We start from the raw sequence: 19,629 nt of genomic DNA, 5'->3' as shown, positions 1-19,629 counted from the left end.
CTTACCCATGAAAGATACCATCGAAATCAAGCCGAACGTCCACTGGATCGGTTCCGTGGACCCTGAACTGCGCATCTTCGACGATCTTTTCCCCACCGAGCGGGGGACCTCCTACAACTCCTACCTGATCCGGGGAAAGGACAAGATCGCGGTCATCGACACGGTCAAGGAAAAGCGGTCGGAAGAGTTTCTCGCCAAGGTAAAGTCGCTGGTGGGGAAGGAAAAGGTCGACTACATCATCGTCAATCATGCCGAGCCCGACCATTCGGGTTCGTTGGCCGCCATGCTGGAACAGTACCCTGCGGCCACGGTCGTTTCCACCCAGGCGGCGAAGACCTTCCTGGGCAACCTGGTGCACCGGGAGTTCCCGTGCCAGGTGGTGAAGGACGGCGACACCATCGACCTGGGGGGCGCCAGGCTCCGCTTCATCATGGCCCCCTATCTCCACTGGCCCGACACCATGTTCACCCTGCTGGAAGAAGAGGGGCTCCTCTTCACCTGCGACGCCTTCGGCACCCACTACAGCGGCGATTCGCTCTTCAACGACGAATTGCACGACTTCACCCCGGACATGCATTTCTACTTCGACTGCATCGTTCGGCCGTTCAAGGACAAGGTGATCTCCGCCATTAACAAGATCAGGAACGAGCGGATCGTCATGATCTGCCCGAGCCACGGCCCGGTCATCAGGACCGATCCCGGCCGCTACGTCGCATTCTACGAAGAGTGGGCCAAACCGGTGGCCGGCCCGAAAAAGGTGGCGATCCTCTACCTTTCCCCCCACGGCAACACGGAAAAGATGGCCCAGGCCGTGGCCAGGGGGGCGGCGCTTCCGGGGATCGAGGTAGGGATCTACCACATCAACCACCTCTCGGCCAGCGAGATCCGCGACCACCTGGAAGAGGCGGATGCCCTGATATTCGGGACCCCGACCATTAACCGCGACATCCCGAAGCCGATGTGGGACGTACTCGCCTATCTTTCGACGGTGAAGCTCAAGACCAACATCGGCGCGGCCTTCGGCAGCTACGGCTGGAGCGGCGAGGCCTGCAAGATGGTGGAGGACCGCCTCAAGGGGCTCAACTTCAAGCTGCCGGTCCCTTTTGTCCGCGCCCCCTTCAACCCTCGGGCCGAGATACTGAAGCAGTGCGAAGAGCTGGGCAAGGCCATTGCCGACGAACTGGTGGTCAATGCCTGATCCCGCTGCCTGATCCTGTTGCGACTGAAACGCGGAAGGTACCTGCTTCTTCCGCGTTTCTCTTTTCACCCTTTCCTGTTCCCCGGATTTGGGGCATTATGATTCGGTCATGCCCGAAACCTCTCCCCTCATCGTCGACGTCGTTGTCCCGCTCCCGCTGGAGGCGACCTACAGCTACCGGGTCCCCGACGGGATAACGGGCATCCTGCCGGGAATGCGCGTCCTGGTCCCCTTCGGCCGCCGCACCCTCACCGCCTACGTCATCGGCTTCACAACCCATCCCCCCGCTGAGCTTAAAGAAATCATCGCCCTCCTGGACAGCTACCCCCTCTTCACCGCCGGGGAACTGGAATTCTTCCGCTGGGCCGCCGACTACTACCTCCACCCCTTGGGTGAGGTGATCAGGGCGGCCCTGCCTGCCGGCATCAACCTGACCGGGAAAAAGCAACAGTCGATCACCATCGACGGGACCACGGTCACGGAAGAGGTCCTGGTAGGGGGGCGCAGCATCTGCAGGGAGCGCTTCTACCGGCCCGACGACCGACAGGGAGATACGGCACGGCTGCGCGGCAGAAAGCTCGCGGTCATGGAATTCCTCCGCTCGGCCGGGGAAGCTCCGGCAACGCTCTTGCGGCGGGAGACCGGCATCGATGCGGCGGGCCTGCGACAGCTCGTGCAAGCGGGCTTCATAACCTGCGAGGAGCGCGAGGTCTACCGTGACCCGTTCCGCGAAGAGGTCCAGACCAGGGACGAGCCTCTGGCGCTGACCGATGCACAGGGAGAGGCGGTAAGGCTCCTCACCGCGGCCCTGGATCGCCGTCTGTTCGCCCCGTTTCTCCTGCACGGCGTCACCGGCAGCGGCAAGACCGAGGTCTATCTCCAATCCATCGCCTATTGCCTGGCCCAAGGGAGACGGGCTCTGGTCCTGGTCCCGGAGATCGGGCTCACCCCCCAGCTGGTGCGGCGATTCCGCTGCCGTTTCGGCGACGGCATTGCCGTGCTCCACAGCGGGCTCTCCGCAGGCGAGCGGTTCGACGAATGGCGCCGCATCCGGCGGGGCGAGGTAGAGATCGTCATCGGCGCCCGCTCGGCCATCTTCGCCCCGCTGGAGCGGATCGGCATGATCATTGTCGACGAGGAGCACGAGGGGTCCTACAAGCAGGGAGAAGGCTTCCGCTACAACGCCAGGGACCTGGCGCTGATCCGCGGCAGGAAGGACGGGGCCTGCGTCGTCCTCGGGAGTGCCACCCCGCAGATCGCCACTTATCATGCCGCAAAGAGCGGCAAACTCGGCTACCTGCCGCTCCCCGGCCGGGTCCGCGACCTGCCGCTCCCCGAAACCGTCCTGGTCGACTGTCGCGGCACAAGGAAAGACCCGCTCACCCCGCTGCTCAAGGAAGCCATGGCCGCCAACCTGGCCAAAGGCGGCCAGACGCTCCTCTTTCTCAACCGGCGCGGCTACGCCACCTACCTGGTCTGCGAGGCGTGCGGCCACGTCTTCCGCTGCCCCAACTGCGCCGTCACCCTGACCCACCATCGCCGCAAGAGCCGGCACTACTGCCACTACTGCGACTACTCCATCCCGGCCCCCAGCGTCTGCCCCGGCTGCGGCGGGGGGGAGATCGTCCATCTCGGTCTTGGCACGGAACGGCTCGAAGAGGAGATCCGCCAGCTCTTCCCCGAGGCCAGGGTCATCCGCATGGACCGGGACACCACCTCCGGCAAGGGGGGGCATGACCGGATCATCCGCCAGGTCGAGGCGGGCAGCATCGACATCCTGATCGGCACCCAGATGGTGGCCAAAGGGCACGACTTCCCCGGCGTCACCCTGGTCGGGGTGGTCTCTGCCGATGCGGCCCTCAACCTACCCGATTTCCGCAGCGCCGAGCGGACCTTCCAATTGATCACCCAGGTCATCGGCCGGGCGGGCCGCGGCGACCAGCCGGGACGGGTGCTGGTCCAGACCCTGGCCCCGGAGCACTACGCCCTCACCCATGCCCTGGCCCACGACTATCCGGGGTTCTACGATGCCGAGCTCGCCTTTCGCTCTGAACTCGACTACCCCCCCTTTGCCTTTCTTGCTGCCATCGAGCTCTCCGCTACGGCCGCCCGGACCGTGGAGGAGACGGCGCACAGGGTCGCCGACGAGCTCTCCCGCCTGAAACGGGCCAAGGCCGTGCGGGTGACGATCCTCGGCCCTGCACCAGCCCCGTTGACGATGCTGCGCGGACGCCATCGTTGGCAGATCCTTCTGAAATCGAGGCAGCGAAGCGACCTGCACCGTCTGCTCCGCTCCTTCAGGGAGGCATGCGTTGTCCCGGCCACGGTGCGGCTCTCCATCGATATCGATCCGGTGGATATGCTCTGACTAGTTCCCGTCCGGAAAGGGTTCTTTTCCGCCCTGGCGGCGTCAATCCGCGGGATTCCTTGTGCGGCGTAGCGCTGCTACGCCTCCGCGCAATCCCTTGATTTCCTTGCCAGGACGAAAAATCCCTCCTTTCCGATCCGGGAACCGGTCGGTAGTTTTTCATCCGGAGTTTCCGGATGGAAACTAACTACCAGTTTTACGGGGCTATACCGGTGGAAGTTACAGCGAAACAGCCTGGGATAGGAGCCCGGATCGGCCGGGCTCCGTATGCTGGTCAGTCACTGGGAATCAGGGGAGGGTATCGAGACAGGTCCCGGTGGAACCGGGACCGCAGGTGCGGCCGTCGCTCCAGATGGCGCCACCCAGGGCTGCGCCGTCAAAGCGGGCGGCATTCACGTTGGCAAGCCGCAGACTCGCCATGGAGAGATTGGCATTGCGCAGGTTGGCCCGCTCCAGGTTGGCCTCCTGCAGATCGGCCTGCTGCAGGTTGGCGCCGGAGAGGTTCGCTCCCTTCATGTTGACCCCGATCAAGTTCAGACCGGCCAGGTTTGCCCCGCTCAGGTTCTTGCCCGAGAAATCGCGGTTCCCTTTCAGGATGGCCTGTATGGCCTTGGCCGACAACCGGGGGCCCGACGATGCGGTAACCCGCCCAGTCCCTTTTGTCGCAGCCGTGCGTTTTTTCTTCGAAGTCTTGCCGCCCTTTTTCACTGCTGCCTGAGCCGTTTTTTCGTTGTCAGCGGCGGCCACTGCCGGATGATGCCGCCTTTTCCGATGGACGGCCTTTTTTTTCGGTCCGGCTTCAACCTTTTTCGCCGCAACAGCCTGCCCCTCACCCTTCGGGGAACAGCTCTTCTCCAGGGCCGCCTTCTCGGCAACAAGCCGCTCGGTCTGCTGCTGCAGCAGGCGTTCACGTTCGCTGCTCTCGCGGACCTTCTTTTCCAGTTCGGCCTTTTCCCCTTCGGCCCGCTCCAGAGCCCGGCGCAAGGTCTGTTCCACGGCCTGGCGCTCTTGATCGGCAGGCGGGGACGGCGCAGCTTCTCCGGACTTCATGCCGGCCGGTTCCGGAGTTTCGGCAGCAACAAGGGGGGCGGCACAGGCGACTGCCAGACAGAACAAAACAGAGGGGATTACTCTTGACTGCCGTTGCATCATGATATGCTTCCTGGTCATCGTGTGATACCGCTGGGCGGTGTATTGCCACGAAGTATAGCATCCCTTTGCGTTTCATCCAGACCCCGGCCGCTTCCCCCCTTAACATTTTCCGAAAACGAGGTATCATTAAAACCTGGGCGTCAGGCCCTGTCATGCCGCATCAACCGGGAGGGATCATGTCACTGGAAGGGAAACGCGCACCGGACTTCACGCTTGCCGGGAGCGACGGCGCCGAACATTCGCTGCAGGAGTATGCGGGAAAGACCGTGGTCATCTATTTTTATCCCAGGGACAACACACCGGGCTGCACCAAGGAGGCCTGCGGCTTCCGCGACCTGCACGGCGAACTGGCCGGAAAAGGAATCGTGCTCCTCGGCGTGAGCCGCGACAGCCTCGCCTCGCACGACAAGTTCATCCGCACCTTCGGCCTCCCCTTCACCCTGCTCTCCGACCCCGGCGCCGCCATGATGACGGCATACGGCGCCTTTGGCGAAAAGGTGCAGTACGGCAAGAAGAGCATGGGGACCATCCGCTCCACCGTGGTGATCGGCCCTGACGGCATGGTGATGAAACAGTGGCCCCGGGTGGCCAAGGCGGAGAGCCATCCCGCTGCAGTGCTGGCATGGCTGCAGCAACAGGGGAGCTGAGAGCCTTCCGCATCATACTTCACAGGCAGGAGACGCAGGAAACATGAGACTGGAATGGGACAACAACCTGGCAATCGGTGTCAACGAAATCGACGAACAGCACAAGGAACTCTTCAGGCGCTTCGACAAACTGCTCGAAGCCTGCAACAACGGCCTGGGCAAGGAAGAGATCGGCCATCTCCTCTCCTTCCTCGATGAATACGTACAGACCCATTTTCGCGACGAAGAGCGGCTGCAGGTAGCCTACGACTTCCCCGACTACCCGACCCACCGCGTGGCACACCGAGGCTTTGTCGACAAGCTCGGCCAGCTCAAGCGGGACCTGCACGGGGACGGCGCCTCGCTCTCGGTCATCATCACAACCAACACCATGCTCCTGGACTGGCTGGTGAACCATATAGCCGTCATGGACAAGAAAATCGGCGCGCACATCGCCGCCCGCGGGAAACGCCATGCCTGAGCGAGACACCTACCTGGTGACCTGCCCGTCGTGCGGGACAGCCAACAGGGTACCGGCGGCAAGTGAAGGGAAAAGCGGACGGTGCGGCAACTGCCGCCAGCCGCTCCCGGCGCTCCATACCAGCCCGCTGGCCCTGGGCGACCGTACCTTCGCCGACTTCGCCGCCGCCTATCGCGGCCCGATACTGGCGGAGTTTTGGGCACCCTGGTGACCGCACTGCCAGACCTTCGCACCGGTGGTGCGGGACGTTGCGAGAATCTTTGCCGGCAGGGCCGCGGTGGTACAGGTGAATATCGACGAAAGTCCTGAAACGGCAAGCCGTTACGGCATCAGGGGGGTACCGGCGCTGGTGCTCATCCGCAACGGGAGCGTGGTGGAGAGCACCAGCGGGGCACTCTCCCTCCAGGCGCTGATCGCCTGGCTGAACCGGGCACTTGCCCGCTGAAGATCGAGGTCCCATGCCGACTGACGCTGTTTCCACATTTCCCGAGCTGCTTCCCCTCGGCATCTACACGGCCATTGCCGTCGGCCTGATCGGCATCCTGCTCCTGGCCGCATGGTGGCTCGGTGCAAAGCGAAGCAACCGGAACAAGGGGCTCCCCTACGAATCGGGGGTCATCCCCACCGGATCGGCCCGTCTCGCCTACCCGGTCCCCTTCTACCTGGTGGCGATCTTCTTCATCGTCTTCGACGTGGAGGCGGCCTTCATCTTCACCTGGGCCGTGGCCTGGGACCGGCTCGGCATCGCCGGGCTGATCCACATCACCTTTTTCATCGTGGTGCTGCTCCTTGGGCTGGTCTGGTTGTGGGTCAAAGGGGGGCTGGAATGGGGACCTTCGCGGGAGAGAAACGCGCCTTTTCCGCCAGCTCGGCGTTGAGCTTTACAATGCCTTGTGCGGCGTAGCCTTGCTACGCCTCCGCGCCATTGCTCGCTCGCCTTGATCTGACAAAAAATTCGCGTTTCTCAAAACTCAGGAGTACTGCTCATGGCGGAGAATGAACTTCCGCAGAACATAATCCTTGCCACCCTTGATGACATGATCAACTGGGGACGGGCCAACTCGCTCTGGCCGATGTTCTTCGGGCTTTCCTGCTGTTTCGTCGAGATGATGACCTCCTTCACCTCCCGCTACGACATCTCCCGCTTCGGCGCCGAGGTCCTGCGCGGCACCCCGCGGGAAGCGGACCTGATGGTGATCGCCGGCACGGTCTTCAAGAAGATGGCGCCGCAGATCCTGCGCCTCTACGAGCAGATGGCCGAGCCCCGCTGGGTGATCTCCATGGGGAGCTGCGCCAATTCCGGCGGCATGTACGACGTCTACAGCGTGGTCCAGGGGGTCAACCAGATCATCCCGGTGGATGTCTACGTCCCCGGCTGCCCCCCCCGGCCGGAGGCGTTCCTGCAGGGATTGATGCTGCTGCAGGAAAAGATCCGGACCGGCGAGCGGCCGGCCCGGCCGGTGCTCCACCTTGCCGGCGGCACCCAGGGGACCGTGACGCCGGTTCTGGCGGACGGCGTCTCCAAGTCACGCGATCCGCGGGGTCCGGGCCTGGAAGGGAGCGCCATCCGCGGGACCTCGGTGCAACACCCCAAATTCTGGATGCCCCGTTCCAACGAGATGTGGCGGCCGCCGGCCAAGCGCCACGACTACCCCGATTTCGGCCTGGCCGGCGAGCTGGAGCTGGCCTTCGACCACCGGGTGAAGCGGGACGATGCTGCCACGGACATGCTCACCTACCGGGCGCCGGCGGAACTGGTGCCGGAGGTGCTCAGCTACCTGAAAAACCGCAGCAGCGCGCCGTTCAAGAGGCTGGAGGACATCGCCTGCGTCGACGACTCCTGCCGGCAAGAGCGCGACCGCTACCCTGACTTCACCGCCAACTATCACCTCCTCAACTTCGACATCCCCGGCCATCTCCGGATCAAGACCGAACTGGCAGGGAGCGATCCCGAGGTCCCGAGCGTGACCGGCGTCTTCCCGGCTGCCAACTGGTACGAGCGGGAGGCCTTCGACATGTTCGGCATCCGCTTCAGCGGCCACCCGAACCTGCGCCGCATCCTGATGCCGCACGACTGGGAGGGTCATCCACTCCGGAAGGCTCACCCCTTCCGCGCCACCGAGATGACCCCCTACACCGAGGCGGACGCCCGCAGTCGCCAGGCCCTGCCGGCAGGCGATTTCTTCGAAAAAATCGACGAGGAGACCCTTATCCTCAACCTCGGCCCCCAGCATCCGGGAACCCACGGCATCATCCGCTGCATCCTCAAGCTGGATGGGGAAGAGATCGTGGATATGGACTCGGACATCGGCTACCACCATCGGGGGGCGGAGAAGATCGGCGAACGCCAGCACTGGAACCAGTTCATCCCCTACACCGACCGGATCGACTACCTTGCCGGGGTGCAGAACAACCTGGCCTACGTGAATAGCGTGGAGCGGCTCTGCTCCATCGCGGTCCCGGACCGGGCCATCACGATCCGGGTGATGCTGGCCGAGCTCTTCCGCATCGCCAGCCACCTGGTCTGGCTCGGCACCTTTGCCGCCGACGTGGGGGCCATGACCCCGGTCTTCTACACCTTCACCGACCGGGAAAAGATCTTCGACATCGTGGAGATGATCACCGGCGGCAGGATGCACCCGGCATGGTTCCGGATCGGCGGCGTGGCCGAGGATCTCCCCGACGGCTGGGACGTTCCGGTAAGGGATTTCCTCGACTGGATGCCGGCCCGGCTCAAGGAGTACGAGGATCTGCTCAAGGGGAACCCGATCTTCAAGGCCAGGCTGCAGGGGGTAGGAGTCATCACCAGGGACGAGGCCATGGAATGGGGGCTTTCCGGTCCCAACCTGCGGGCCTGCGGCCTGGAGTGGGACCTGCGGAAGAAGATCCCGTACAACGGCTACCAGCACTTCCATTTCGAGGTACCGACGGAAACGGCCGGGGACTGCTGGGCCCGCTACCGGGTCAGGATGGAGGAGATCCGCCAGTCGCTCCATATCGTGCGTCAGTGCTGGAAGGAGATGCCCGCCGGCCGCTGGATGACCGACGATTACCGCTTTGTGCTGCCGCAGAAGCGGGATACGCTGCACGACATCGAATCGCTGATCCACCACTTCGTCAACGCCACCAGGGGGATGGCGCCGCCGGCAGGGGAGAACTACAGCGCCATCGAGGCGCCCAAGGGGGAGAACGGCTACTTCGTGGTCTCCGACGGCCTCAACGTCCCGTACCGGGTCCGGATCAAGACCCCCAGCTTCCCCCACATCCAGGCCCTCCCCCTCATGAGCCGGGGCTGGCTGGTGGCGGACTTCCTGGCCATACTGGGATCGGTGGATTTTGTTTTGGCGGATCTTGACCGGTGATTCAGAATCCACCACAGAGGCACGGAGACACGGAGAAAAAGCATTCGTTAAGTTTTTGTCCCCATGAGTTCGAATCGTTCATACGGGAATGAAGATCCGGACAGGGCAGGGAAGCATTCTTTTCGATTCTCTCCCTGCCTCCGTGACTCCGTGGTGAAAAAGGTTTTGCATGATTCCAGAACCATTGAAAACAGAGCTCGCCGGGCGCATCGCACATGCCGTCACCCCGCGGGAGGCGGCGGTGGACGTGCTGAAGACGCTGCAGGCCCACTACGGCTGGCTGACCGACGAAGCGGTGGAAGAGGCAGCCGGGCTGCTCGGCCTCTCGCCGCTGCAGGTGGACGAACTGGCCACCTTCTACGAGATGCTCTATCGCCGGCCCGTGGGGAAACGGGTGATCCATGTCTGCGACTCCATCTCCTGCTGGGCCATGGGAGGCGAGACCATGCTCGCCCATCTGGCGCGGCGCCTGGGGGTCCTGGCCGGAGAAACCACCGCCGACGGCATCTTCACCCTGCTCCCCTGCTGCTGCCTGGGGAACTGCGGCGAAGGGCCGACCATGATAGTGGGGGACACCCTGTACGGCAGGCTCACGCCCGAATCCATCGACGCAATCATCGACCAGGAGCGGAAAAACGCCCTGCACCAGACCGGCACAGCCGGAAATTAGAATGCACAAGGAGGAATACACCATGAAGAAGACGCTCTCACTCGCAGCCTGCCTGTTCGCCGTGGCAGCACTTGCAACCACCGGTATGGCCAGCGAAAAGAAGACGCACAAAGAGGGAAAGGGTGAGAAACTGTTCGAGACCCACTGCGCCTCGTGCCATAACGATGGCGGCAACATCATCAACCCGGCCAAGACCCTCAAGAAAGCTTCCCTGGCAGCGAACGGCATCAAGAGCTGGAAGGATATCGTTGCCAAGATGCGCAACCCCGGACCGGGCATGAACAAGTTCGAGAAAAAGGACCTCAGCGACAAGGATGCCAAGGCGATTGCGGAGTACGTCCTGAAGGAGTTCAAGTAGCAGGCTGCGGCGGCCGGCATCGGTCGCCGCTTTCCCGCTTCTTGCCGGAACATGCCATGATCAGGGTCAAGCGGATATACGAACCACCGGCTCCGGAGGACGGGACGAGAATCCTCGTCGACCGGCTCTGGCCCAGGGGGATGGCGCGGGCAGAGGCGCGGCTCGACGAATGGTTGAAGGAGATCGCCCCGAGTGACGGGCTGCGGCAGTGGTTCGGCCACGACCCGGGCCGCTGGGAGGAGTTCCGAGAGCAGTATCGTCGGGAACTCGCCGAAAACGGGGAGATTCTCGCCAAACTGAAGGGTCTGGCGGCAACCGGTACGGTCACGCTCCTCTTTGCCGCCAGAGATGAAGAGCACAACAATGCCACAGTCCTGAAGGAGCTTATCGAGTAGCCACGTGGAACAGGTTCTCTTCCGACATAACAGGCCTGGCCGGCCTGTCACCTTTGCCGAGTACCGGGCCGGCGGCGGCTTTCTGGCCCTGGAAAAGGGGCTGAAGGAGATGGCGCCCGCCGAGGTCCAGCAGGTGGTGATCGATTCCAACCTGCGCGGACGCGGCGGAGCCGGTTTCCCCACCGGCAAGAAATGGTCCTTCGTCCCCCGCGACCTGCCGGGGCCGCGCTGGCTCATCTGCAACTGCGACGAGATGGAGCCCGGCACCTACAAGGACCGCATCCTGCTGGAGGCCAACCCCTACTCGCTGGTGGAGGGGATCGTCCTCGCCTCCTACGCCATCGGCTGTAGCCACGCCTTCATCTTCATCCGTCGCGGCTACGAGACCGCGGCTGCCAACCTGCGGCAGGCCATCGCCGAGGCGAAGCAGGCCGGGCTTCTTGGTGAAAACATCCTGGGGAGCGGCTTTTCCTGCACGGTCGATCTGCACGTCTCTGCCGGTCGCTATATCTGCGGCGAGGAGACGGCGCTGATGAACGCCCTGGAAGGAAGACGGGCCAATCCGCGCGCCAAGCCCCCGTTCCCGGCAGTAAAGGGGCTCTGGGGGGGGCCGACGGTGGTGAACAACGTGGAGACCCTGGCCAACATCCCGGATATCGTCGCGAAGGGTGCCGCCTGGTTCAAGGGGCTGGCAGCCATCCCCGAGGCGGCCGGCACCAAGCTCTTCTGCGTCAGCGGCCATGTGCGGAACACCGCCTGTATCGAGCTGCCGCTGGGGACGACGCTGGGAGCCATCATCGACGGGCCCTGCGGCGGCATGCGTCCGGGGAGCCGTTTCAAAGCCTGCATCCCCGGCGGCGCCTCGACCCCCTACCTCACGGCCGACCATTTCAACGTACCGATGGATTTCGACACCGTTGCCAGGGCCGGCTCCCGGCTCGGCACCGGCGGCATCGTGGTGCTCGATCAGGAGACCTGCATGGTTGCCGCCACCCTGAACATGGTCTCCTTCTATGCCAGGGAGTCGTGCGGCTGGTGCACCCCCTGCCGGGAAGGGCTGCCGTTCGTGCAGGAGATCCTGACGAGGATCGAGCGCGGAGAGGGGAGCGTGGACGACATCGCCATCCTTGCCGGGCATGTGAAGTACCTGAACTATGCGTTCTGCGCCCTTGCACCGGGAGCCATGGGGCCGGTGGAGGGGCTGCTCAGGCTCTTCGAGGAAGAGATCCGGGAGCACATCATCCAGAAGCGGTGCCCTTTCGCAGGAAAGATGCACCGGACGGGAGAAGCCCATGGGCGCTGAAGGGGCCGGCCGGAGCCGGTTTCAATGGGAAAACCTGGGCGACATGGCCACGGCCCGGCCCAACCTGGGGCCGACCACCAATATCCTGGTCTACCGCCTGATGCAGTACACCCTGCGGGACGTGCTCACCGAGCGCTACGGCAGCGACGAGGCAAGCCGGATCGTGCGGGAGGCGGGGCAGCTGGCCGGCGAGGAGTTCTGCCGCAACCTGCTGGATACGACCCTCCCGTTCAACCCCTTTGTCGCGCTGCTCCAGGAACGGTTGAAGACCCTCGGGATCGGGATCCTGCGGATCGAGAAGAGCGACGCCCAGGCCATGGAGTTCGTGCTGACGGTCTCCGAGGATCTGGATTGCTCCGGACTGCCGATCATCGGCGAAACGGTCTGCGAATACGACGAGGGGTTCATCGCCGGCATCTTCAGTGTCTATACCGGACGGCCGTTCACGGCCCGCGAGATCGACTGCTGGGCCACCGGCGAACGGACCTGCCGGTTCCTCACAAAACCGGCTGGGGAGGAAACCCCATGACAGAGCCAGAGAAAGAACTGCTCTGGGCCATGACCGAGCAGCTCTCGGCCCTGCTCCGCGGAGAACCTGCCTCGGCGGTTGCGGCCACCAGCGGAGATCCGGTCGAGGTCAGGGCGTTGGCCGAGGCAGTGGACCGCCTGATTCTCGCCTTTTCCGAAGCACGACCGTTTCTCATGGCGCTGGCAGCAGGAGACCTGGATCAGGAGCCGCCCCCCCGCAACCAGCTGGTCGCGCCGTTCAAGGAACTCCACTCCTCCCTGCGCCATCTGACCTGGCAGACCCAGCAGATCGCAGCGGGTGATCTGACCCAGCAGGTCGACTTTCTCGGCGGCTTCTCTGCCGCCTTCAACAAGCTGATCGACTCCCTGCGCGACAAGCAGCAGGCAGAGGAACAGCTGCGCTACGTGAGCAGCCACGACACCCTGACCAGCGTCTACAACCGCTGCTATTTCAACGAGGAGCTGGCGCGGCTGGACCGGGGGCGTCACTTCCCGGTCAGCATCATCGTGGTCGACCTGGACCGGCTCAAGGAGATCAACGATACCCGGGGCCACGCCGCCGGCGACCGCCTCATCCAGCAGGCAGCACGGGTACTGACGTCAGCGGTCAGGGTCGAGGACGTGGTGGCGCGCATCGGCGGCGACGAATTCGCGATCATCCTCGCCGGTGCCGACCTGGAGGCAGCCGCCAGGGTTATCGAACGAATCAGGGACGGAGAGGCGGCCCATAACGCGGACGAGCCGGAATTCCCCCTCGGCATGTCGCTGGGGGTGGCAACTGCCACGAGCCGCGGGGACCTGGACATGACCCACAAGCAGGCGGACCGGCTGATGTACGAGGACAAGGCGGTCCGCAGGCACAACATGACGCGGAGCGGACTGTAAACATGCCAAGGCTGATCATCGACCGGATATCGGTGGAGGTCCCCCCAGGCACGAGCGTGCTGGAGGCGGCCAAGACCGTCGGGATCTGGATCCCCCATTTCTGTTCCCACCCGGCCCTGGGAAACGTGGGAGCCTGCCGGCTCTGCGCGGTGAAGCTCCTGGACGGGCCGGTGAAGGGGCTCCAGATGTCGTGCATGCTGCCGGCCCAGGACGGCATGGTGGTCTCCACCACCGACGAGGAGGCGCTGGCCATGCGCCGAAACGTCATCGAATGGCTGATGCTCAACCACCCCCACGACTGCCCGGTCTGCGACGAGGGGGGCGAATGCCTGCTGCAGGATTACACCGTTGCGGGCGGGCACGGCATCCGGCGCTACCAGGGGAAAAAGCGGACCCACCGCAACCAGAACCTGGGGCCGCATATCCAGCACGAGATGAACCGCTGCATCCAGTGCTACCGCTGCGTCCGCTTCTACCAGGAATATGCGGGCGGGACCGACTTCGGGGTCATGGGGAGCGCCGGCCGCGTCTACTACGGCCGCTTTGCCGACGGCGACCTGGAATCCCCCTTCAGCGGCAACCTGGTGGACATCTGCCCCACCGGCGTCTTCACCGACAAAACCGCCCGCTTCCGTGCCCGCTACTGGGACTACCAGATGGCCCCCTCCGTCTGCCCCCACTGCTCCCTGGGGTGCAACACCACCCCGGCCGCCCGTTACCGGGAACTCCTCAAGACCATGGCACGGCGCAACGACGCGGTCAACGGCTGGTTCATCTGCGACCGGGGCCGTTTCTCCAATGCCACCGTGAACGACCCGGCGCGGCCACGGATGCCGCTGGTGGACGGGGAGGAAGTTTCCTGGCAGGCAGCCCTGGACACCCTCATGGTGCGGCTCGCCGAGCTGGGAGAACTGTACGGACCGGAAAGCCTGGCAATCGTCGGCTCCCCCCGGCTGGCACTGGAGGGGAACGCCCTCCTCCTCCGGCTGGCCGGCCTGCTCGGAGCGGGCGTTCTCTGCTACTTTGCCGACCAGGAGGAAGGGGAGCGGGTCGCAGCCGTCGTCGACCTCCTGGCCGGAGGCAATGCCGCTTCCATGGCAGACGTGCGGCAGGCCGACTGTGTCGTCATCCTGGAATCAGATCTCCGGGATGAGGGGCCCATGATGCTTCTGGCGGTCCGGCAGGCATGGCGCAACGGTGCCCCGGTCTTCCTGGTGGGGAAACACGCGCCGCTGGATCAGGCACGGTCCGTCTCCGTCGAAGCCATCGAACTCAGTTTCCTGGAAGAGGTCCCGCTGGGGATATTCGAGCGGGCCGTGGTCATCTGCGGGACCGGGAACAACGCCCCAGCCGCCATTGCAATGCTTGCCCGGACCGAGGCCAAGGTCGCATGCCTCCTGCCCGGCCCCAATGCCTTCGGCGCAGGGCTCCTGGCGAAAGAGCACGGGACTGCCACCCTTGCCGAGGCAGTAGCCTCGGGGAAGGTGAAAGGGATTCTCGCTCTGGAGGCCGACATCCCGGCAGAGTTCCTGGCCGAGGTCCCCTTCGTGGCCGCTGCCGACTGGTTGCCGACCCCGGCCGTGCGGCAGGCACAGGTCGTGCTCCCCACCACTGCCTGGGTGGAGATGGACGGCACCTATATCAACAACGAGGGGCGGGCCCAGCGCTTCCGGCAGGTCATGACGCCGGGAATCCCCAACCGCTCCCCATCCCCAGGACCGCAGGACGGGACCCTGCACCCGCCGCGGGTCCATCGTCTCGAACCGCCCGGCAGCCTCCCGCTTTCGGCTCAGCACCTGCTGGTCAGCCTGCTGGAGCGGCTCGGAGATGATGTAACAGACCCGTTCACCGGCAACCGGGAACAACTGCGCGATCTGGAAACAACCGAACAAGGGAGGCTCATCCATGAAATTTCCTAGTCAGATCATCCGGCGACTGATCCTTGCCGCCACCCTGTCGCTCCTCGTGCAGACGGCGGCATGGGCCGAACTCTGGGGTTCGGCCAAGTCCCAGGTCTATCATCTGCCGACATGCCGCTTTGCAGCCAAGATCCTCCCCGAGAACCGGCTGAAATTCGCCAATGCCGACGCGGCCCGCAAAGAAGGCTACCGCCCCTGCGGGACATGCCGCCCGCCCGAAGGGGGACAGCCGGCGGTCGGTCAGAAGAAAAAGCCGTGACCCGGCACGCCAGGGTTGCAGCAGCTCACTGAAACACGGGAACCCATGGACATCTCAATCATGCTCATCCTGGCCAAGATCGGCCTGGTCTTTTTTGCAATCCTCACCGCGGCGGCCTACCTGGTCTTTGCCGAACGGAAGGTACTTGCCTGGATCCAGGACCGCAAGGGGCCGAACCGGGTCGGGCCGCTGGGGCTTCTGCAGCCGCTGGCCGACCTGATCAAGATGCTCGCCAAGGAGGATGTCAAGCCGGACGGGGCCGACAGGTGGCTCTTCTACCTCGCCCCGGCCATGGCCGCCATCCCGGCGATCATGATCTTCAGCGTCATCCCCTTCGGCGCCCCCCTGACCCTTCTGGGTGAGGACGTACCGCTGCAGGTGGCTGACCCGCATGTGGGGCTCCTCTTCTTCATGGCCCTCTCCTCCATCGCCGTCTACGGTGTCGCCCTGGGGGGATGGGCCTCCAACTCCAAGTACGCCCTGCTCGGCGCGATCCGCGGCCTGGCGCAGCTCATCTCCTACGAGCTTTCCATGGGGCTCTCCCTGGTGCCGACGGTGATGCTCGCCCGCTCCTTCCGGCTGTCGGACATCGTCGCCGCGCAAGGCGGCGGCAACTGGTTCATCCTCACCCAGCCCCTGGCCTTTGCCATCTTCTTCATCAGCATCCTTGCCGAGTGCAAGCGGATACCCTTCGACATCCCCGAGGCCGAGGGAGAACTGGTGGCGGGCTTCCACACCGAATACTCCGGCATGCGCTTCGGGCTCTTTTTCGTCGGTGAATACATCAACGTCATCGTGCTGGGGGGACTGGCCGCAACATTTTTTCTCGGCGGATGGCATGGGCCATTGCTTCCGCCCTCACTCTGGTTTATCATAAAGGTGCTTGCCTTCGCCTTTGTCTTCATCTGGATGCGGGGGACGCTGCCACGCCTGCGCTACGACCAGTTGATGCACCTCGGCTGGAAAGTATTGACTCCCTTAGCTTTGATTAATATACTTGTCACCGGTTGGTGGCTGCAGTTGCTGTAGAGAGGTCTCATCACGTTTTCTTTGACACCTGCAAGGAAAGGAGAAGGCCGATGGACACTGCATTTGTAACGGGGAAGACGATCAGAAAGGGGGACGGGACGATGGTGAATGTCAACATGAAGGACAGGCATGGGCACTCGCCGCTTATGGAGGCCGCCAAGACCGGAGACCTGGAGGGGGTCAAAGACCTCCTGAAACGCGAAGCTGAAGTGGATGCACGCAGTGAAAAGGGAAAGACTGCTCTCCATTACGCCGCCGCCAACGGTCATGTCGAGGTGGTCAAACTGCTGATCGAACATGGCGCCGAAATCGACGCACGGGACCGCGACGGTCACACCCCCCTGATGTTCGCCGCGATCTATGGCTGCAACCACACCGTCCAGGCACTGCTGGTCAATGGCGCCGACACCCATGCCCGCACCAGGGTCGGCAACACCGCCCTGGTCTATGCAGAAAACAACAATCACCCCATTACCCTGGCCCTTTTGAAAAAAGCGCAACGTCCCAAGGAAGCAACGGCCTGATCGGAACCCCTGAAAGGGCAGGCCTGACGGCCTGCCCTTTCCATATCTGCCTTCTGCACGAAAAGCACGTAAGCCACATGCCGCAGTGAGCGGCGATGAACGCTGCTGACGACGGGCCATGGAGATCTCATGCCGTTTGCCGTGTTCGATGCCATCAAAGGGAATATCCGGACGTTTCTCGGCGGCGCCGAGGTGGACCTGGTCCCGGACACCTGCGAGGAAAAGGGGAGCGAGACCACTATCCTCGAAGCCATCTCCATTGATGGTCAATCCTATTGTTTCTTCGCCCGACGCGAGGCGATCCCCTTCACCCGCATTGAAGAGGTCTTCTGCCGCGAGCTCTTGACCGCCTTTTCCGCGCTCTACAGCGGCTTCCGACAGGAAGGGTACGCGGCCCATTTCCGCACCGCCCTGCTCGCCTCCATCATGGACATCACCATGGCCCGCTTCCTCCGCGGCGACCGGCGCAAGGGGTTCTGGCCGATCCAGCAGTTGATCCAGCTCCTGAAAAACCTCTCCTACCAGCGCTACGAGGGAAAGCAGGCGACCACCGGCTTCATCGTCCACCGGACCACGCACGCCGAACTGCGCCGGCTGGTACGCCAGCGGATGCACACCCTGCTCCCCATGAAGCCGCAGCAGACCGTATCCGCCACCTTTTTCGACAACCCGCTCACCTACCGCTTCATCGACGGCACCAATCTCTTCTTCATCGCCAACATCCAGATGCAGGTGACCGGCATCCTCCGGACCAGCAACGCCATAGTCCAGACCGATGTGGAGCAACTGACCCACCGGGAGATCTTCTCCCTGGTCAGGCATGCCGGCACCGGCGCCTTTGCCGTCACGGTCAACGACGCCGCCGAGATCGAGGTGATGATCAACCCGGACAAGCTGCTGATCAGGCGCAAGGGGAGATGGGCCATATTCGATCCCGACATCATCCGCACCTTCCTCTGCGAGAGCCTCGATCCGGGGGTCATCGACGACCTGATCTGGACGGTCTACGCCCTTTCCAAGATCCGTCTCGGCACGGTCGTGCTGGTGCATGCCAGGGGAGGGCGACGGCTGGCCGAGCTGAAAAAGGGTTCGGTCGGTGGAGAAGACCATATCGGCAGGCTCCTCATCGAACGGGTCAAGGGACGGAGCATCGCCGAGCTGAAGCAGGCCGGCACCCTGCTCCGCATCCTCTCCGCAGACGGCATGACCGTCTTCAACCGGGCCGGCAAGCTCTTGGAGACCGGCTTCATCATCGACACCTCCCACGCCCGCGAGGTGGTCTCCGGCGGCGGGCGCACCACCGCTGCCAGCGCCGCATCGGTCTTCGGCAAGGTGATCAAGGTCTCCCAGGACGGCCCCATCGAGCTCTACCAGGACGGCAGGCAGGTCTACTGCTTCGGCTGAGCGAAATTGCCCGCCATCCCTTGCAAAATCGGTATTCTCCGGTATTTTTTCTACTGATCCCACAACAGCAGACAGCAGGCGATAGAGGTCCGACCGATCAGCGATGGACTTCTATCGAATGCCTTATCCGGACCGACATGAACATTTTCAGCGACATCAAGGCCATCTCGGTCGGCATGTTCACCACCTGGAAGCATATCTTCCGCCGGCCGGTGACCATCCAGTATCCCGAGGAGAAGCGGACCCCCTATCCACGCTATCGGGCCAGGATCGTCCTCACCCGCGACCCGGACGGCGGCGAGCGGTGCGTGGCCTGTTATCTCTGCTCCGCTGCCTGCCCGGTGGACTGCATCTCCATGGAAGCGGCCGAGATGGAAGACGGACGGCGCTTTGCCGCCTGGTTCCGGATCAACTTCTCCCGTTGCATCTTCTGCGGCCTCTGCGCCGAGGCCTGCCCCACCCTGGCAATCCAGATGACTCCGGACTTCGAGATCTGCAAGCGCGACATCATGGACCTGGTCTATGAAAAGGAAGACCTGCTCATCGCCGGCTGCGGCAAGGACGCAAGCTACAACTTCTACCGTCACGCCGGCATCGGCATCGCCCAGCCGCGCGGCAAAGGGGCAGAGGAGTGCCCGCCCGTGGACGTGCGGGGGCTCTTGCCCTAATCGATATGGAACAGGCCCTCTTCTACATACTGGCTGCAGTCACCGTCATCGCCACCCTCTTTGCCATCACCGAGAAGCACCCGGTGCATGCCATCGTCTACCTGGTCACCTCGTTCTTCGCCCTGGCCGTGGTCTTCTACCTGCTGCTGGCCCCGCTGGTGGCGGTCTTCGAAGTGATCATCTACGCCGGCGCCGTCATGGTCCTCTTCCTCTTCGTCATCATGATGCTCGACCTGGGGCATCCGGAAAAGGGGCACCGCCCGACGCTGGCTCGCTGGCTGCCGGCCCTGCTCCTTGCCGGGATCATCCTCGGCTCGGTGCTGCTCCTGGCGGGCAGCTACCTGCCGGCCCAACCGGCAACCACCGGCAGCATGGGGGTCCACGACTTCGCCGTCACCCTCTTCAGCCGCTACGGCGTGGCAGTGGAAATCATCTCCATGCAGCTGCTGTTTGCAGTCGTCGGAGCGCTCTACCTCGGGAGGCGCAGATGAGGGGAAAAT

Annotated in this window: 21 protein-coding genes; 20 read left to right on the top strand and 1 reads right to left on the bottom strand. The window is 63.7% G+C overall.

What is annotated here, in order from left to right; all coding sequences use genetic code 11:
- The first annotated feature begins 7 nt into the window (after positions 1-7).
- Positions 8-1,198, top strand: coding sequence for an MBL fold metallo-hydrolase (locus tag GJT30_10145; GenBank protein MSM39966.1), 1,191 nt, complete (start codon positions 8-10; stop codon positions 1,196-1,198).
- A 109-nt stretch (positions 1,199-1,307) separates the two neighbouring features.
- Entirely contained in the window at positions 1,308-3,566 is a 2,259-nt protein-coding gene (gene priA / locus GJT30_10140) for a primosomal protein N' (GenBank protein MSM39965.1), read from the top strand.
- 288 nt (positions 3,567-3,854) lie between these two features.
- On the opposite strand, the gene GJT30_10135 is transcribed toward priA, so the two are convergent.
- Complete coding sequence (locus GJT30_10135; GenBank protein ID MSM39964.1) at positions 3,855-4,616, bottom strand: hypothetical protein; 762 nt, start codon at positions 4,614-4,616, stop codon at positions 3,855-3,857.
- Positions 4,617-4,894: 278 nt separating this feature from the next.
- Between GJT30_10135 and GJT30_10130 the strand changes: the two genes are divergently transcribed.
- The 18 genes from GJT30_10130 to GJT30_10045 all read left to right on the top strand — a co-directional run bounded on the left by GJT30_10130 (position 4,895) and on the right by GJT30_10045 (position 19,620).
- The gene (locus GJT30_10130; protein ID MSM39963.1) at positions 4,895-5,365 is read left to right on the top strand and encodes a redoxin domain-containing protein; all 471 of its coding nucleotides are present in this window, start codon (positions 4,895-4,897) and stop codon (positions 5,363-5,365) included.
- Between the two features lie 43 nt (positions 5,366-5,408).
- Positions 5,409-5,825: a bacteriohemerythrin gene (locus tag GJT30_10125; protein ID MSM39962.1), complete on the top strand. Its 417-nt coding sequence runs from the start codon at positions 5,409-5,411 to the stop codon at positions 5,823-5,825.
- Entirely contained in the window at positions 5,818-6,270 is a 453-nt protein-coding gene (locus tag GJT30_10120; GenBank protein ID MSM39961.1) for a thioredoxin fold domain-containing protein, read from the top strand. The genes GJT30_10125 and GJT30_10120 overlap by 8 nt, the downstream gene beginning before the upstream one ends.
- A gap of 13 nt (positions 6,271-6,283) precedes the next feature.
- On the top strand, positions 6,284-6,703 hold the full coding sequence (locus GJT30_10115; protein MSM39960.1) for an NADH-quinone oxidoreductase subunit A: 420 nt from the start codon (positions 6,284-6,286) through the stop codon (positions 6,701-6,703).
- A gap of 108 nt (positions 6,704-6,811) precedes the next feature.
- On the top strand, positions 6,812-9,187 hold the full coding sequence (locus tag GJT30_10110) for an NADH-quinone oxidoreductase subunit B/C/D (GenBank protein ID MSM39959.1): 2,376 nt from the start codon (positions 6,812-6,814) through the stop codon (positions 9,185-9,187).
- 169 nt (positions 9,188-9,356) lie between these two features.
- Positions 9,357-9,857 (top strand): NADH-quinone oxidoreductase subunit NuoE, encoded by a 501-nt coding sequence (gene nuoE, locus GJT30_10105; GenBank protein MSM39958.1) that lies wholly within the window; start codon positions 9,357-9,359, stop codon positions 9,855-9,857.
- 22 nt (positions 9,858-9,879) lie between these two features.
- The gene (locus GJT30_10100) at positions 9,880-10,215 is read left to right on the top strand and encodes a c-type cytochrome (protein ID MSM39957.1); all 336 of its coding nucleotides are present in this window, start codon (positions 9,880-9,882) and stop codon (positions 10,213-10,215) included.
- 56 nt (positions 10,216-10,271) lie between these two features.
- Positions 10,272-10,610 (top strand): DUF488 family protein, encoded by a 339-nt coding sequence (locus tag GJT30_10095; GenBank protein ID MSM39956.1) that lies wholly within the window; start codon positions 10,272-10,274, stop codon positions 10,608-10,610.
- Positions 10,611-10,614: 4 nt separating this feature from the next.
- The gene (gene nuoF / locus GJT30_10090; protein MSM39955.1) at positions 10,615-11,913 is read left to right on the top strand and encodes an NADH-quinone oxidoreductase subunit NuoF; all 1,299 of its coding nucleotides are present in this window, start codon (positions 10,615-10,617) and stop codon (positions 11,911-11,913) included.
- Positions 11,903-12,442: a 4-vinyl reductase gene (locus tag GJT30_10085; protein MSM39954.1), complete on the top strand. Its 540-nt coding sequence runs from the start codon at positions 11,903-11,905 to the stop codon at positions 12,440-12,442. The genes nuoF and GJT30_10085 overlap by 11 nt, the downstream gene beginning before the upstream one ends.
- Positions 12,439-13,326, top strand: a complete 888-nt coding sequence (locus GJT30_10080; GenBank protein MSM39953.1) for a diguanylate cyclase — start codon at positions 12,439-12,441, stop codon at positions 13,324-13,326. The genes GJT30_10085 and GJT30_10080 overlap by 4 nt, the downstream gene beginning before the upstream one ends.
- 2 nt (positions 13,327-13,328) lie before the next feature.
- On the top strand, positions 13,329-15,245 hold the full coding sequence (nuoG, locus tag GJT30_10075; protein MSM39952.1) for an NADH-quinone oxidoreductase subunit NuoG: 1,917 nt from the start codon (positions 13,329-13,331) through the stop codon (positions 15,243-15,245).
- Positions 15,232-15,504, top strand: a complete 273-nt coding sequence (locus GJT30_10070) for a hypothetical protein (GenBank protein MSM39951.1) — start codon at positions 15,232-15,234, stop codon at positions 15,502-15,504. Before nuoG ends, GJT30_10070 begins: the two co-directional genes overlap by 14 nt.
- A 45-nt stretch (positions 15,505-15,549) precedes the next feature.
- Positions 15,550-16,533, top strand: a complete 984-nt coding sequence (gene nuoH / locus GJT30_10065) for an NADH-quinone oxidoreductase subunit NuoH (protein ID MSM39950.1) — start codon at positions 15,550-15,552, stop codon at positions 16,531-16,533.
- Between the two features lie 101 nt (positions 16,534-16,634).
- Positions 16,635-17,057 (top strand): ankyrin repeat domain-containing protein, encoded by a 423-nt coding sequence (locus GJT30_10060; GenBank protein MSM39949.1) that lies wholly within the window; start codon positions 16,635-16,637, stop codon positions 17,055-17,057.
- Between the two features lie 129 nt (positions 17,058-17,186).
- Positions 17,187-18,461, top strand: coding sequence for a hypothetical protein (locus tag GJT30_10055; protein MSM39948.1), 1,275 nt, complete (start codon positions 17,187-17,189; stop codon positions 18,459-18,461).
- A gap of 137 nt (positions 18,462-18,598) precedes the next feature.
- Positions 18,599-19,129, top strand: a complete 531-nt coding sequence (gene nuoI / locus GJT30_10050; GenBank protein ID MSM39947.1) for an NADH-quinone oxidoreductase subunit NuoI — start codon at positions 18,599-18,601, stop codon at positions 19,127-19,129.
- Positions 19,130-19,134: 5 nt separating this feature from the next.
- On the top strand, positions 19,135-19,620 hold the full coding sequence (locus GJT30_10045; GenBank protein MSM39946.1) for an NADH-quinone oxidoreductase subunit J: 486 nt from the start codon (positions 19,135-19,137) through the stop codon (positions 19,618-19,620).
- Positions 19,621-19,629: the final 9 nt, after the last annotated feature.

The organism is Geobacter sp. (genome assembly GCA_009684525.1).
Lineage (GTDB): Bacteria > Desulfobacterota > Desulfuromonadia > Geobacterales > DSM-12255 > Geoanaerobacter.
This window is presented reverse-complemented; position numbering and strand designations above follow the sequence as displayed.